This is a genomic window from Polyangium sp. y55x31, from assembly GCF_029946505.1.
In the GTDB taxonomy this organism is placed as follows: Bacteria; Myxococcota_A; Polyangia; order Polyangiales; family Polyangiaceae; genus Polyangium.
In genome coordinates this window covers 120291-135958 of the sequence record NZ_JARZHG010000032.1, presented here as the reverse complement: position 1 = coordinate 135958, position 15668 = coordinate 120291, and the positions used below count along the sequence as shown (strand labels likewise).

Annotated in this window: 13 protein-coding genes; 10 read left to right on the top strand and 3 right to left on the bottom strand. The window is 70.0% G+C overall.

Annotated features, from left to right (window positions below; all coding sequences use genetic code 11):
• A partial coding sequence (locus tag QHF84_RS37985) for a lytic transglycosylase domain-containing protein (RefSeq protein ID WP_281318436.1) occupies positions 1–2446 on the top strand: 2446 nt, incomplete at its 5' end.
• 3 nt (positions 2447–2449) lie between these two features.
• Here QHF84_RS37985 and QHF84_RS37980 read toward each other — a convergent pair.
• A complete protein-coding gene (locus tag QHF84_RS37980) occupies positions 2450–3193 on the bottom strand; it encodes a hypothetical protein (protein WP_281318435.1) in 744 nt (247 codons plus the stop codon).
• Positions 3194–3301: 108 nt separating this feature from the next.
• On the opposite strand from QHF84_RS37980, the gene QHF84_RS37975 reads away from it, so the two are divergent.
• Genes QHF84_RS37975 through uraH form a run of 7 tightly spaced genes read left to right on the top strand, consistent with a single transcriptional unit; the run spans position 3302 to position 9500 of the window.
• Positions 3302–4615: a serine/threonine-protein kinase gene (locus QHF84_RS37975; protein ID WP_281318434.1), complete on the top strand. Its 1314-nt coding sequence runs from the start codon at positions 3302–3304 to the stop codon at positions 4613–4615.
• A 1-nt stretch (position 4616) separates the two neighbouring features.
• Positions 4617–5696 carry a membrane dipeptidase gene (locus QHF84_RS37970; RefSeq protein ID WP_281318433.1) on the top strand — a complete coding sequence of 360 codons (1080 nt, stop codon included), beginning with the start codon at positions 4617–4619 and terminating at the stop codon, positions 5694–5696.
• Between the two features lie 22 nt (positions 5697–5718).
• A complete protein-coding gene (locus QHF84_RS37965) occupies positions 5719–6267 on the top strand; it encodes a YkvA family protein (RefSeq protein WP_281318432.1) in 549 nt (182 codons plus the stop codon).
• A complete protein-coding gene (gene allB / locus QHF84_RS37960; RefSeq protein WP_281318431.1) occupies positions 6267–7631 on the top strand; it encodes an allantoinase AllB in 1365 nt (454 codons plus the stop codon). The genes QHF84_RS37965 and allB overlap by 1 nt, the downstream gene beginning before the upstream one ends.
• 15 nt (positions 7632–7646) lie before the next feature.
• On the top strand, positions 7647–8642 hold the full coding sequence (alc, locus tag QHF84_RS37955) for an allantoicase (protein ID WP_281318430.1): 996 nt from the start codon (positions 7647–7649) through the stop codon (positions 8640–8642).
• Between the two features lie 10 nt (positions 8643–8652).
• Entirely contained in the window at positions 8653–9153 is a 501-nt protein-coding gene (uraD, locus tag QHF84_RS37950) for a 2-oxo-4-hydroxy-4-carboxy-5-ureidoimidazoline decarboxylase (RefSeq protein WP_281318429.1), read from the top strand.
• Entirely contained in the window at positions 9150–9500 is a 351-nt protein-coding gene (gene uraH, locus QHF84_RS37945) for a hydroxyisourate hydrolase (RefSeq protein ID WP_281318428.1), read from the top strand. Before uraD ends, uraH begins: the two co-directional genes overlap by 4 nt.
• Positions 9501–9558: 58 nt before the next feature.
• On the opposite strand, the gene QHF84_RS37940 is transcribed toward uraH, so the two are convergent.
• Both QHF84_RS37940 and QHF84_RS37935 read right to left on the bottom strand, forming a co-directional pair.
• On the bottom strand, positions 9559–10968 hold the full coding sequence (locus QHF84_RS37940; protein WP_281318427.1) for a phosphoenolpyruvate kinase: 1410 nt from the start codon (positions 10966–10968) through the stop codon (positions 9559–9561).
• Positions 10969–11015: 47 nt separating this feature from the next.
• Complete coding sequence (locus QHF84_RS37935) at positions 11016–13556, bottom strand: DEAD/DEAH box helicase (protein ID WP_281318426.1); 2541 nt, start codon at positions 13554–13556, stop codon at positions 11016–11018.
• A gap of 208 nt (positions 13557–13764) precedes the next feature.
• Here QHF84_RS37935 and QHF84_RS37930 point away from each other — a divergent pair, with 208 nt between their 5' ends.
• Both QHF84_RS37930 and QHF84_RS37925 read left to right on the top strand, forming a co-directional pair.
• Entirely contained in the window at positions 13765–14637 is an 873-nt protein-coding gene (locus tag QHF84_RS37930) for a hypothetical protein (protein ID WP_281318425.1), read from the top strand.
• A gap of 21 nt (positions 14638–14658) precedes the next feature.
• Positions 14659–15618, top strand: coding sequence for a PEGA domain-containing protein (locus QHF84_RS37925; protein ID WP_281318424.1), 960 nt, complete (start codon positions 14659–14661; stop codon positions 15616–15618).
• Positions 15619–15668 lie beyond the last annotated feature (50 nt).

Below are 15668 nucleotides of genomic sequence, written 5' to 3'. Positions count from 1 at the left end.
CGTCGCCCTCGGCGGCGCCGCCGTCACCACCGCCCCGCGCCTGACCGCCGGGACCACCCCCGCGCCCGCGGTCGCCGCCGCCGCCGCCCCCGCCTCCGCGTCCGCCGCCGCCCCCGCGGCCGCCGCTGCCGCCGCTGCCCCCGCGTCCGAGGAGAGCGTCGCCTTCGAGCCAGACGCCGCCGCGCCCCTGCTCGACGACACACGCCTCGCCGCCGTCAAAGCCGCCGTGGCCCGCGAGGCCTACGTGGAAGCCGCGAAGGAGCTCGACGCCGTCCTCGCCGCCGAGCCGCGCCCCTCGAAGGACGACGAGCACGCCTTCCGCTACCAGCTCGGCCGCCTCCGCGCGCTCGCCGGGGATCCGCTCGGCGCCGCGCGCGCGTACGGCGAATCCGCCGCGATCGGCGGGCCCCTCGAAGGATACGCCCGCTACCAGGCCGCCGACCTCTCCGTCCGTGCAGGCGAGCACGCCGAAGCCCTCCGCCACCTCGACAAGGTCCCCGCCGATCTGCCCGTCGCCTCCGACGTGGGCCTCCTCCGCGCCGACGCCCTGCTCGGCAAGGGCGACCTCGACGCGGCGCTGCCGCATTACCGCGCCTACCTCGGCAAGACCGGGCATCCGCCGCGCTGGGTCGAGGTCTCGCTGAAGGTCGCCCGCGCCCTGCTGCAAAAGCCGTCCGAGGAGCATGCCGAGGAGGCCATCGGCCTCGCGCGGCGTGTCCTCTACGAGGCGCCCTCCGGCGCGGGGAACGGCGAGGCGAAGTCGATCGAGACCGACGCCCTCGGCAGTTTGCCCTTCCCGCGCCGCAAGGCCTTCGAGACCCCGAGCCAGGACGACCTGCTCTCCCAGGCCAAGCGCCAGCTCGACGCCGGCCAGAGCCGCGAAGCGCTGCGCACGACCGACGGCCTCATCGCCGATCCCCTCGCCGCGAACCCCGGCGACCTCGGCTGCGGCGCGTGGATGGTCCGCGCCGAGGCCCTCGCGCGCCTGAAGAAAAAGCCCGAGGCCGAGAGCGGCTTCGGCACCGCGATCGAGCGTTGCGCCGGCACGCCCCGCCGCGTCGAGGCCCTCTGGCACGGCGGCAAGGCCTCCGCCCGCGCCGGCAGCCACGGCGAAGCCATGCGACGGTACGGCCTGCTCGAACAGGAGTTCGCCTCGCACAGGCTCGCCGACGACGCGCGCTTGAAGGGCGCCCTCGCCGCGCGCGAGCTCGGCGACGAGGTGCGCTTCACGCAGATGCTCACGAAGATGCCCGACGACTACCCGCAGGGCGACATGACGACCGACGGCCTCTTCGAGCTCGCCCTCGCGCGCATGACGAAGCGCGACTGGGCCGGCGCCGTCGCTCCCCTCGAACGCGCCCTCGAACGCGCCCCGCGCGAGCGCGTCTACTACGCGGCCGGCCGCCTGCCCTACTACCTCGGCCGGGCGCGGCTCGAAACCGGCGCGATCGATCAAGGCAAGGAGCTACTCGCCTCCGTCATCCGCGACTACCCGCTCTCGTTTTACATGTCGCTCGCCTACGCGCGCCTCGCGGACAAGGACCGCGCCGCGGCCGATCGCGCGCTCGACGAGGCGCTCGCGCGGGAAGGCGCGACCGCTCCCTCGCCGCCGCCGAAGAGCCCCTCCTTCGGCAAGCCCGAGTTCCTCCGCGCGCTCGCGCTCGCGCGGCAAGGCGAGTCGCGGCTCGCGCGCATCGAGCTCGATCGCCTCGGCGTCGGCGCTCGCACCGCGCCGCCCGAGGTCCTCTGGGCCGCGGCGCTGCTCTTCTCGCGCGCCGGCTCGCCGAAGGAAGCACACCAGATCCTGCGCACCGCGACGAACACGATCCCCACGGGCCGCGCCGAGCTCACGGACTGGACCGATCACTACCCTGCGGGCAACTGGCGCTCGGCCTGGGAGATCGCCTTCCCGCGCCCGTACGTGGCCGTCGTCGCCGCCGAGGCGCAACGCAGCGGCATCCCCGAGTCCCTCGCCTACGCGATCATGCGCGAGGAGAGCGCCTTCGATCCGCGCGTCGTCTCGAGCGCCGCCGCGGTCGGCCTGATGCAGCTCATCGTGCCCACGGCGCAGCGCATGGCCAAGCCCCTCAAGCTGAAGGGCGACGCGGAGTCGCTGAAGCGCCCCGAGATCAACATCGCGCTCGGGTGTCGCTACCTGTCGGTCCTGCGCGCGAAGTTCCAGGACAACCCGCTCCTCGCGATCCCCGGGTACAACGCCGGCGGCGGCAAGCCGAAGGACTGGGTCGACGAGCGCCCGAACGAGGATTTTGATCTTTGGGTCGAGCAGATCCCCTACGAGGAGACGCGTCTCTACACGAAGCGCGTGATGACGAGCATGGCCGCGTACGACTTCCTCTACGGCAAAGGCAAGTCCGGCGAGGCGCTCGCGGCGCCGCTTTTTGCGAGCCCGGCGGCGCGTAGCGCCCTGGCGGCGAAGGCCCCGTAGGACTCATTCGCCCTCGGGGCGCCGCCATCGCGTGGTGAGCTGATCGGTCTCGCGCTGGAGGCCGTGCGCGCGCATGGCCTCCACGACGAGCCCCGAGCACTCCGCGCTGTACACGGACGACGCGGCGATGCGTGGCCACGACGGTGCATGGTGCAGCGGCGTGGTCGAGCAGAGCAGCTCCGTCACGCCGCGGAGGTCGCACACGCACTCCTCGGGCTTGATCCCGCTCATCAGGCCGTCGACCCCGACGTCGGTGGCGAGGTTTCCCATGATCTTGTTCCACTCCGCCCGCTGCTCGTCGGTCAGCTCGACGTCGGGCGGGAGCGCAGGCCCGGGCTTCTCGATCACGCGCAGGGGTTCGTCGCCGGTGCGCGTGTACAGGAAATAATCGCCGATCCGCACGGCCCACCCGAGCTCGAACCAGAACAAGACCATGGACGCGCCGCGCACGCTCGGGTGCAGCGCGTCGTTCGGGTTCGACGTGAGAAGCGCCTGCAAGGCCTTGACGTACTTGGCTGCCACGGCCTCGACCACCTCGCGCTTCGGCGCCTTGCCGAGCCAGTACTCCGGCGGCTGGAACGTCTCCCAGCGAGGGTTCGGCGCGTACCCTCGCACGCCGCGCAGGTGGAGCACCCGCACGATGCGGCTGTAGTGATACCGGTCGATGCGGAACGCCGGATACTCTTGCTCCGTGAATTTCCAGAGGAGCTGATCACAGGCTTCGTAGTGCACGTGGCCGTTGGGCACAGCGTCCGTCCTTTCGAGGTGTGTCCGGGGAGCATACGCAGGGGAGCAGGATCGGGGGCGTGTCCTCTAGGCGTGTCCCGGCGGCAGTTCTGGTAAGGTTCGCCCCGCATGACCACTTCGAGCCCGGCCGAGAAGCTCGTCGGCGCGACCCTCAACCGGCGCTTTCGGCTCGTGCGCCTGCTCGGCGAGGGCGGCATGGGCGCCGTCTACGAAGCCGAGAGCGTGCAAGGCGAGGGCAAACGCGCTGTAAAACTCCTCCACGAGGAGTTCACCCGCATCCCCGAGGTCCGCGACCGCTTCCTCGCCGAGGTCACCGCCACGAAGAACCTCGTGCACCCGAACGTCGTGCCGATCCTCGAATCGGCCGTCGCCGAGGACGGCTCGCCCTACCTCGTGATGGAGCTGCTCCGCGGCCAGTCGCTCGGCGACAAGCTCGACGGCGGCGTCATCGTCCCCGTGCCCGAGGCCTATCGCATCACGAGCCAGATCCTCGCGGCCCTCTCGGCCGCCCACGCGCAACGCGTCGTCCACCGCGATCTCAAGCCGGACAACGTCTTCGTCGCCAAGGATCCGGGCGGCAACGAGGTCGTGAAGATCCTCGATTTCGGCATCGCGAAGGTGATGGATGCCGCGGGCGGCATGGGCAACAAGACCCGCACCGGCGCGCTCATCGGCACGCCCGGGTACATGAGCCCCGAGCAGATCAAGAGCGCGAAGAACGTCGATCCGCGCAGCGATCTCTGGTCCGTCGCGACGATCCTCTACCAGATGCTCACGGGGCAGCTCCCGTTCGACGCGGACAACGACTTCACGCGCCTCACCGCCGTCATCGTCGGTCACCCGACCCCGATCACGGTCTTCGCGCCGCACCTCGATCGCTTCACGTCCTTCTTCGATCGCGCCCTCGAGAAGGATCCGAACAAGCGCTTCCAGAGCGCCGACGAGATGGCCCAGGTCCTCGCCGCCCTCGTGCGCGCCGAGGCGCCCGAGGTCGTGGTGAACGTCGGCTGGAAGCCGCAACAAGAGAGCGCCGCGACGCTGGCCTCGGCCGCCACGACCGTCATGCCCGCCGTCGGCGCGATGATGCCGACGGGCCAGACGCCGCCGCCGATGGCGCCCGTCTCGGGCTCGTTCGCCGTCGCCGACACGGATCCCGCGGCCTCGCCGCGTCATGGCGCGCCCGCGCCCGCGCCCGCGCCCGGCGCCGTGCTCTACCCGCCGCAACCGGCGGGCGGCACGCAGATGAGCGCCGAGCCGCGCAACGTCGCGCCCGCGCCTCGTTTGCCCCCGCAAGTGGCCATCGTGCCTCCGCCGCCTCTGCCGCAGCAGAAGGGCGGCGTCCCCGTGCCGCTCGCCGCGGCGATCGCGATCGGCACGCTCGTGCTCGGCATCCTGATCGGCTACCTCGCGGGAGGCTCGTGACGTGGCTCCGCTCCTGCTCACGGCCCGCTTCGCCGCGGCGCTCCTCGGCGCCGCCTCGCTGGTCGTGAGCCTCGCGAGCCCGCGTGAAGTCGCGGCCGCCGATCCTGCGCCGCGCTTCATGGTCGTCGACCTGCACACCGACGTCCCCTGGCAGGTCCACGGCAAGGGCCGCTCGCCCAAGCTCACCGAGGGGCAAGCGCGCATCGAGGCACTGGAAAAAGGCGGCTACGGCGGCGTCGTCCTGCCGATCTACATCTCCGACAAGATCAAGGGCGGCCCGAAGATCGACGACGCGGAGGCGATCTACCGCGCCGCCGTCTCGATCGTCGAGGCGAGCTCGATCTTCCTGCCCCTCGGCTCGCGCATGGCCGAGCCCGATCGCATCAGCACCTTCCTCGCGATCGAAGGCGCGGGCGCGTTCGCCGAGGACATCACCGCGATCGATCGTTTCATCGATCGAGGCGTCCGCCTCGTGAGCCTCGCGCATGCGAGGAACAACAAGCTCGCCTCCGCGGCGACCGGCGGCGGCGCGAAGTACGGCCTCACGGACCTCGGCAAGGAGTTCGCCGCGCGCATCTACGAGAAAGGCGCGCTCGTCGACGTCTCGCACCTCTCCGACGCGGGTTTCCGGGACCTCGTCCCCATCGCCGAGGCGCACGGCGCGCCCATCGTCGCGACGCACTCGAACGCGCGCGCGCTCTGCGACGTCCCGCGCAACCTCACCGACGAGCAGCTCCGCACGATCGGCCGCACGGGCGGCGTCGCGGGCTTGAACTTCCACTCGCCCTTCGTGAAGGCCGACGGAACGGCCACGCTCGCGGATCTCGTGGCGCAGGCCGAGCACATGATCGCCGTCGCCGGCATCGATCACGTCGCGATCGGCAGCGACTTCGACGGCGACATCAAGCCGGCCGAGGGCATGGAGGACGCCTCGCGCCTGCCCGCGCTCGCCCGCGAGCTCGGCAAGCGGGGCCGCAAGGACGACGAGATCCTGAAGCTGTTTTCGCTGAACGCGCTGCGCGTGCTCGGCTGGCGTCCTTCGAAGTCGAACGAATCGAAGGCCGCGCCGAAGGCCCCGTGACCGAGAGAAGAAAGGACCTTTCATGACCACCGAGCTCGACACCCGTTGCTTGAACACCTTCCCCGAGTGGCTGCGCACGCTCGCCGCCGACGCCGACGACATCGCGAAGCTGCTCTCGTCGGCCACGGCGCCCCTCTCGGCGCGGCGTTACGTCGCGGCGGGGCTCAACTACCTGTTCAAGTCGCTCGACCTCATCCCCGACGGCATCGAGGATCTCGGCTTCCTCGACGACGCGTTCGTCCTGCGCGTCGCGGCCTCGCTCGCGCTCGACGAGAACCCGGCCGTGCGCGCCGAGGCGCCCGCGCTCCACAGGCTCGCGGCCGACAAGGCGCTCATCGTCGAGCTGCTCGGCAAGGACTACAATCGCCTCGAACGGTACGTCCGCGACCTGACCCGCGGCGCCGCGCGTGGCCGCACGGTCGACGAGATCATCGAGGACGACGGCACGCGGACGGCCTTCCTGAACGAGGTCGCGGGCTGGGCGCAGAGCTACCAGGCGCCGAGCTTCTCCCGCGACGAGAAGAACATCGTCAAGCTCCAGTCCTTCCTCTCGGCCAAGCTTCCTGCCTGATGACGAGCCACGATCCCGCCCCGTTCGACCTCGTGCTGAAGGGCCGCCGCGTCGTCCTGCCGGACGGCGTGCGCGAGGCCGCGATCGCGATCGCCGGCGGCCGTATCGCCGCGGTGCTCGATCCCTCGGCCGTGCCGGAAGGCGTGCGCACGCTCGACGCGGGCGACCGCGTGATCATGCCCGGCGTCGTCGACACGCACGCGCACATCAACGAGCCGGGTCGCACCGAGTGGGAGGGCTTCGAGACGGCCACGCGCGCGTGCGCCGCGGGCGGCATCACCACGGTCGTCGACATGCCGCTGAACTCGATCCCCGTGACCACGACACGCGCGGCGCTGGAAGAGAAGCGCCGCGCGTCGGCGGGGCGCACGTGGGTCGATCACGGCTTCTGGGGCGGCGTCGTGCCGGGCAACGAGCGCGAGCTCGAGCCCCTCGTCGAGGCCGGCGCGCTCGGCTTCAAGGCCTTCCTCGTGCACTCGGGCATCGACGATTTCCCGATGGCCGAAGAAGGCGACCTGCGCCGCGCGATGCCGATCCTCGCGCGCCTCGGCGTGCCCCTGCTCGTGCACGCGGAGCTCGAAGGCGAAGCGCCCGAGGCCGCGGGCGATCCGCGCAGCTACGCGACGTACCTCGCCTCACGCCCGCCGGCCTGGGAAGAGCGCGCCGTGCGCCGGATGATCGAGCTTTGCCGCACGTTCGGCGGCCCCGTGCACGTCGTGCACCTCTCGGCCGCGGGCGCGCTCGACGATGCCAGGAGCGCGCGTGCCGAGGGCTTGCCGTTCTCGATCGAGACGTGCCCGCACTACCTCCTGCTCGCCGCCGAGGAGGTCCCCGAAGGCCACACCGAGTTCAAGTGCGCGCCGCCGATCCGCGAGCGCAGCAACCGCGAGCGGCTGTGGAGCGCGCTCGTCTCCGGCGCGATCGACCTCGTCGTGTCGGATCACTCGCCGTGCACGCCGCGGCTCAAGCTCCCCGAAGAGGGCGACTTCATGCGCGCCTGGGGCGGGATCGCCTCGCTCCAGCTCGGTCTGTCGCTCATCTGGACCGAGGCCAGCCGGCGCGGCGCGACGCTCTCGGATCTCGCGCGGTGGATGTGCGAGGCGCCCGCGCGGCTCGCGGGCCTCTCGCACAAGAAGGGCCGCATCGCGCCCGGGCTCGACGCGGATCTCGTCGTCTGGGATCCCGACGCCACGTTCGTCGTCGAGCCCTCGATCCTGCGTCATCGCCACCCGGTGACGCCCTACCTCGGGCGAACGCTGCGCGGCCAGGTGAAGACGACGATCCTTCGAGGTCAAACGGTATACGAGGACGGCGTCGTCCGCGACGAACCCCTCGGCGTCCCGCTCCTGGGACGTGGTGCGTGAACGAAGAGGAACACGATGGCTGATTTCGAGACGATGGTCGATCTCGGGTCGGAGCGCCTCGGCGGCGCGGCGATCTGGGCGACCGACGATTTCTTCGCGCCGAAGGAAAACCTGCTCAAGCCCGGCAAGGCCGTCTTCATCCCGGGCAAGTACACCGAGCAGGGCAAGTGGATGGACGGCTGGGAGTCGCGGCGCCGCCGCGCCGGCAGCGAGGACGCGTGCATCGTGCGCCTCGGCCTCGCGGGCCGCATCGCGGGCTTCGACGTCGACACGAGCCACTTCCTCGGCAACGCCCCGGCGAAGGTCTCCATCGAGGCGACGTACGTGCCCGGCTATCGGTCGCTCGAAGCGCTCCTCGGAGCGGATGTCGCGTGGACCGAGATCCTGCCGCCCTCCGCGGTCAAACCCGGCTCGCAGAACCTCTTCGCGATCACGGACGAGAAGACCTTCTCGCACGTAAAACTCCGCATCTACCCCGACGGCGGCGTCGCGCGGCTCCGCGTCTACGGCGAGGTCAAACCCGACTGGGCGCTGCTCCTCTCCGAGCACCGCGTCCTCGATCTCGCGGCCGTCGAGCACGGCGGCGTGGTCATCGCCGCGAGCGACGAGTTCTTCTCGGATCGTCGCAACCTCCTCTTGCCCGGCCCCTCGCGCGACATGGGCGACGGCTGGGAGAGCCGAAGGCGCCGCGGCCCGGGCCACGACTGGGCGATCGTGCGCCTCGGCCGCGCGGGCACGCTCGTGCGCACGGACATCGACACCACGCACTTCAAGGGCAACTACCCCGAGAGCTGCTCGCTCGAAGGATGTTTCCTCCGCGGAGAGGACTCGCCCGAGGCACTCGAAGCGGCCGCATGGAAGGAGCTCTTGCCGCGCACGAAGCTCGAAGCGCACACGCGGCACGTCTTCTCGCTCCAGGCGAGCGAGCCCGTGAGCCACGTGCGCCTGCGCATCTTCCCCGACGGCGGCGTCGCGCGGCTCCGGCTCTACGGCGCGCCGATCACGACGTGAGGACATCACCGTGGACGACTGCCGCCCCCTGAACGACCTCTCCGACGACGAAGCGCGCGCCGCGCTCACGCGCTGTTGCGGCAGCGCCCGCTGGGTCGATCGGATGCTCCACGAGCGACCTTTCCAGAGCCTCGCCCACCTCTTCGAAGCAGCATCGCGGCACTGGAACGCGCTCGACGTCGCCGACTGGGACGAGGCCTTCTCGCACCACCCCCGCATCGGCGATCCCTCCGCGGCCTCGAAGTCCACCGCCGCATGGGCCGCGAACGAGCAGGCCGGCGCCGCGCGATCGGCGGACGACGTGCGCGCCGCGATCGCCGAGGGAAACCGCGCCTACGAGGCGAAGTTCGGCCGCATCTACCTCGTCTGCGCCACGGGCAAGACGGGCGAGGAGCTGCTCGCGATCCTGCGCGCGCGGCTCGACAACGAAGCGGAGGCCGAGCTCCGTGTCGCCGTGGGCGAACAAGAAAAGATCACCCGCCTCCGCCTGGAGAAGATCCTCTCGCCATGAGCACGAGCCCCATCACCACGCATGTCCTCGACACGAGCCGCGGCCGTCCCGCAGAGGGCGTCCCCGTCGTGCTCGAACGCCTCGAAGACACGGGCGAATACGTCGTGCTCGGGCGCGGCAAGACGGACGCGGACGGCCGCCTGCGCGACCTGCTGCCGCCCGAGCCGCGCCCGAAGCCGGGCACGTATCGCATCACGTTCGACACGGGCGCCTACTACGCGGCGCAGGGCACGACGGGGTTTTACCCGACCGTCTCGATCACGTTCCTCCTCCGCGCGCCGGAGGAGCACCACCACGTGCCCCTTCTTTTGAACCCGTACGGTTTCTCGACCTACCGCGGGAGCTGACCCACCCATCTCCCCTCTCCCGCGAGGGAGAGGGGCTGGGGTGAGAGAATCGTCCCGCTCAGCCCTTCCGCGCCGCGAGGATCTTGACGAAGGAGCGCGTCGCGAAGTCTGCCGAGCCGAGCCCGGTCATCTGCTCGGCCTCTGCTTCCGTCAGCGCTCCGCAGGCGATCGCGCGGAGGAAGTAGTTCAGGAGCCCCTGCCCTGTCGCGGCGTCGTCGAACACGTCGCCGAGCAAGGTCGCCTGCGCGGCCTTGTCGAGGAACGCCTTCAAGCGCGCGCCTGCGGCTTCGAGCCCCTCCAGGAAAAACGCGTACACCGCGCCGTACCGTGCCGGGAGCTGCGCGGGGTGCAGATCCCATCCCTGGTAAAACCCGGTCACCAGCGAGTGCCGGATGTGATCGTGCGCGAGCCGCCACGCCCGATGCACGACCGCTCGGTTTTCCGCGAGCTCCGCCGCGCCGAGCGTCGCGCCTTCCGCCGCGCGATGCGGGCCGATCGGCATCACGTTCGTCGCGCCGTCCGACAGGAGCACGCCTGTCCCCGCGAGCGAGACCTTCATCACGTGTTTCGCGAAATCACACACGGGATGCGCCATGTGCTGGTGCGCCGCCGTGATGCTGCAACCGGCCGTGTAGTCGTACGTCCCGAAGTGCGCGCCCGTGCAGCGCTCCTTCGCCAGTGCCATCAGGTGCGGCAGTGCGACGCGCCCGTCCGGCAGGAAGATCGACTGCGTCGTCTCCACCATCACCTCGAACAGGAGCGACTTCGGCGGTAGCACGAGCGCGGCTTCGAGCGCTTCGAGCAGCGACACGAGCGCCTCGACCTGCTCGGGCACCGTGATCTTCGGCAACGTCACGACGAACCCCTCGGGCAAACGTCCACCGAGCCGGGTCACGAGCGTCGTCACGAACAGATCGAGCGTCCGCACGCTGCGCGCGCGTAGCTCCTCGTTCAGCGGCTTGATGCGGATCCCGATGAACGGCGGCGCCGTCCCGCTCGCGACGGCCTCGGCGACCTGCTCCGCAGCCGCGACGGCGTGCCCGTCCTCCTCGGCGTCCGGGCGGTTTCCGTAGCCATCCTCGAAGTCGATGCGGAAGTCCTCCACGGGCTCACGCGCGAGCTTCTCGAGCACGCGCTCGTGCACGAGGCGCGCGAGGTAGCCAGGCGAGCCCGCGGGCGCGTTCGCGAGCGCGGCCGGATCGTCGGGCAGCGCGCTCGCGAACGAGAGGCCGAGCGCGCGGGCGAACGTCACGGGATCGGGCGCGTACGTGCGCATCACGTCGAGCGCGACCTCGCCGGATCGCTGGCACGTGCGCGCCTTGAAGAGATGCGCCCCGCCGTAGACCGTGTGCACCGGCTGCCTGCGCGAGGGCTCGCCGGGGAAGGCCTGGACGAAGTCGCGGTTCGCCTGGGCGAGCCGCGCGAGCGTGGCGTGGGGGAGGTTCTCCGAAGTCAGGGAGGTCTTCACGGCGCCATTGTGGAGCACCTCCCGGACGTACGGAAGCGGCGAGCGAGCTACGAAGCGATCCGCCGCAAGGAGATCACCGGCTTGTTCGCGTCACGCGACTTGTCGAGATCGATCACGCCTTCGAGCGCCCATCCGCTGCTCTCGCCTTCCTCGTCGACGAGGATCTGCGAGAACTCCCAGATGAAAGGCCACTGCCGGATCTGCGTGTTCTCGGGGCTGCGCGCCTTCGGATCGGTGCGGACCTCCGCGTGCTCTTCCCAGAACGGCGCGAGCACCTCCTCGAAGCGCCGCGACGTCCAGTCCTCGCCGCCGGCCTCCACGAGCTCCGCTGCCTCGATGTAGTCCCTCCGCGCGATCGCGCGCACCAGCGCGAACAGCTCGTTGCGGATGAGCGCCACGAACGCGCGCGTGTCGGTGGTGATGTCGAACTGCTCTTCCTTCGGCTCGGGTTTGCCCTCGACCACCGCCATCACGCGGTCGGGGTTCTTCATCCGCTCCCACTCTTCGATGAGCGAGCTGTCGACCTGCCGCACGATCGCGCCAAGGAAGATCTCCACGTCGTCGAGCTCGTCGGTCTTCTCGCGGTCGGGCACCGTCTGCACGAGCGCCTTGTACACGTCCGAGAGGTAACGCAGGAGCAGTCCCTCGCTCCGCTGCAGCTCGTACTCCTTCACGTAGTCCGAGAACGACCAGAGCCCCTCGAACATCTCGCGTGCGATCGACTTCGGCCGGATGTTCTCGCGCCCGACCCAGGGGTGCTTCTTCGCGAACTCATTGAAGCTCTCGTAGATGAAGTCCGCGTTCGGCTTCGGGTACTCCATCTTGTCGAGCTCCGCGACGCGGTCCTCGAACTCCATCCCGGCTTGCTTGAGCTCGATCATCTTCTCGCGCTTCAGCTTGTCGAGCTGCTTCATCAAGAGGAGATCGGGGTTCTCGAGGATGCTCTCGACCAGCGTGAGCACGTCGAGCGCGTAGAGATCGCTGTCGCGATCGAGCAGCTCCACCGTCTCCACGAGCCACAGCCCGAGCGCGTGGTTGATGGTGAAGTCCTCCTGCAGGTCCGCATTCACGCGCACCCGCCGGCCCGTCTCGTCACGCTCGGCGAGCGGCACGAGCTCGATCACGCCGCCGCGCACGAGCGAGCGGAACATCGAGAGCGCGGTCTTCTTGTGGATCCGCCGCTGCGCCGGGGTCTCATGCACCTCGTTGAGAAGCGTCTTCATCGCGCGGCAGCCGTCGCCCTCGCGCCCGAGCACGTTGAGCAGCATCCCGTGCGAGACCGAGAAGCGCGATACGAGCGGCTCGGGCTCGCCCGCGATGAGCCGATCGAACGTGGATCGATCCCAGTGCACGTAGCCCTTCTCGGGCGGCTTCTTGCGCACGATCCGCTTCTTCTTCACCGGATCGTTTCCGGCCTTCGCCTCGAGCCGGAGGTTCTCGATCACGTGCTCGGGCGCCTGCGCCACCACGGTGCCGCGATCGTCGAAGCCCTTGCGCCCCGCGCGCCCCGCGATCTGCTGGAAGTCGCGCACGCTGAGGATCGCCGTCTTCTCGCCGTCGTACTTGCAGAGCTTCGTGAACAGCACGGTGCGGATCGGGATGTTCACGCCGACGCCGAGCGTGTCCGTCCCGCAGATCACCTTGAGCAGCCCCTTCTGCGCGAGCTTCTCCACGAGCAGCCGGTACTTCGGCAAGAGCCCCGCGTGGTGGATCCCGATCCCGTGACGCACGAAGCGGCTGAACTCCTTGCCGTAGGGGCTGTCGAGCCGCACGCCTTCGAGCGCCTTCGCGATCGCGCGCTTGTCGTCCTTCGACGCGTAGTCGAGGCTCATGAGGTTCTGCGCCTCTTCGGCGGCGGCGCGCTGCGTGAAGCAGACGATGTAGATCGGCGCGCGCCCCTTCTGGACGAGGTCGTGCACGGTCTCGTGTAGCGACCTCTCGCTGTACTCGAAGTCGAGCGGGACGGGCCGCTCGCGCGAGCGCACGAGCGCGGTCTCCTTGCCGTTCAGCTTCGTGAGGATCTTGGCGAACGCGTCCGCGCCTCCAAGCGTCGCGCTCATGAGCAGGTACGTCGCCTGCGGCAGCGTGAGGAGCGGGACCTGCCACGCGACGCCGCGCTCGCGGTCCGCGTAGTAATGGAACTCGTCCATGATCACGTAATCGACGTCCGCGCGCTCCCCCTCGCGCAGCGCGATGTTCGCGAGGATCTCAGCCGTGCAGCAGATGATCGGCGCGTCGCGGTTCACCGACGCGTCCCCCGTCATCATGCCGACGTTCTCCGGGCCGAAGTCCCGGCAGAGCGCGAAGAACTTCTCGCTGACGAGCGCCTTGATCGGGCACGTGTAGAACGACCGCTTGCCCTGCGACATCGCAAGGAAGTGCATCGCCGTGGCCACGAGCGATTTCCCCGACCCCGTCGGGGTGTTGAGGATCACATTCTTGCCGCCGACGATTTCGAGCAGGGCCTCTTCCTGGGCCGGGTAGAGCTCGAGATCCTTCTCGGCGACGTAGTCGAGGAACCTGTCGAAGACGAGCGTCGGATCGACATCGTCCGGGGCGGGAAGGCGGCTGGCCAGGGGCGTGGGCACGGCGAGCGTCATGCCATAAAAGCCGCCGGAGGGCTTGCAGCAGAGATCGGCCTTGGCTTTCGGGGGCGGGTTGCGCTACCCCCGTCAAGGTGCGCGAGGGCCAGACGAGCGACGTGAACGAACGATCGGAAGGTGGCGCGAACGCGGCGATCCGGGGCATCATGGTCCTGCGGAGCACTTGGATCGTGAAAGGCCCGGGAGGGAGCGCGTGAGCGCCGACAATCGCGAGGGAGCTCAGCCGCCGAGCGGAGCCCCGCAAGCAGACGCGGGCACGCCCGCGGCGCCGTCCACGGCGCCGGCGGCCGAAGGCGAAAACGTGATCACCTCGCACGGCGAGCGCGAGGCACGCGCCTACGTCGCGCCGATCGAGGTGCCGAAGCGACGGCAGCGCCTGAAGACCATGGACATGGCCAAGGTGCGGATCTCGGCCGACATGAAGGTCGAGGTCATGGACGCGCGGCACATGCCCACGACGAAGATGGAGCTGCCGCCCGGCGGTCTCCGTCCGCCGCCGCCGCCGCCGCAAGCCGAGATCGCAGACCCGACGTCGAGCCCATGGACGACGAGCGGCGGCATCGATCGCTCGATGCTGCCCTCCGCGTCGCTCGGCCCCGCGGCGCCCGCGCCGGGCTCACGCCCCGCAGCCCCGCAAGCGTCGCAAGACGAGGACGAAGGCGGACGCAGCATCGGAATCTGGATCGGCGTGGTGGTCGTCGCGGCGTTGCTCGGCGGCGGCGCGGCGTATCTCCTGCGCGGCAAGGTCTCGAGCGGAAACAACGATGCGGGCGTCTCGTCGAGCGCGCCGATCGCCGTGACGGTGCCGACGACGCCCGGCAAGATCCCGATGCCTCCGGTGACGGCGGAGCCGGCCGCGCCCGAGCCCACGCCCGCGGAGCCTTCAGCGACCGCGGAGCCTGCACCCGTGGAAGAGCCGGCGGCGGAACCCACGACGACGGCGCCGACGAATCCCGGGGTCAAGCCGGTCGCGACCACGCCACGCAAGACGACGACGACGAAGACCGCGCCGACCACGACGGCCGCGCCGACCACCACGACCTCAGCGCCGCGGCGGCTTTTCTAGGTAGCTTCGGGAGGGATGAGCATGCGAACCAAGGCACTGCTTTCCACGGTGAGCTTCGCGCTCCTGGTCGCGGGCGCCTCGCCTGCATACGCGGACGACGCGGCGCGGGCGGCGGAGCTCTTCGAGACGGGCAACAAGCTCTTCGACGAGCAGAAGTGGGCCGAGGCGGAGGCGTCGTACCAGGCGGCGTGGGATCTGCGAAAGAGCTTCGATCTCGCGGGCAACCTGGGCGACGTGGAGATGACGCTGGGTCAGTACCGCGACGCAGCCGAGCATCTGTCGTACGCGCTGGAGGAGTTCCCGGCGGGCGGCAAAGCCGAGGTGCGCGAGGCGCTGCAAAAGCGGCTGGAAGAGGCGAAGAAGCAAGTCGGCACGGTGACGATCGGCACGAACATCGGCGGGGCGAAGATCTACGTCGACGGCCGGTTCGTGGGTCAGGCGCCGCTGGCGAAGGCGGTGTTCGTGGACCCGGGCAAGCGGGTGATCGAGGCGAAGCTGCCGGGGCACGACGACGTGCTGAAGACGGTCGATGTGGAGAAGGCGCAGAGCCAGGAGGTGAGTCTGGTGCTGGCGCCGAAGATTGGGGGGCAGCCGGGGGGCAAAAGTGTCGCGCTGATTGCGGTGGGCGCGGGGCTCGGGGTGATCGGGATCGGGACGGGGATCGGGCTGATCGTAGCGGGGGAGAGCGAGCTGACCGCTGCGCGCACACTTCGCGATTCGATCCCCGAAGCAGTCTGCAACACTGCGCATCCGCAACACGGCACGTACACGGCGCAGTGCAGCGAGCTCAAGGACAAACTCGGCAAGACGGATACCCTTCACAACGTCGGCGTGGGTGTGGCCATCGCCGGCGGGCTGATCGCAGCGGGAACCGTGGCCTACGCGCTATGGCCCAAGAAGAAGTCCCCGACGACGGGGCTCGACGTGCTTCCGATCGTGGCACCCACGTTCGCAGGTTTGTCGGCGTCCGGGCGCTTCTGAGGAGACCGTCCGCGTCTCGCTCGTCGATCCCGGCTCATCGATCGACGCTT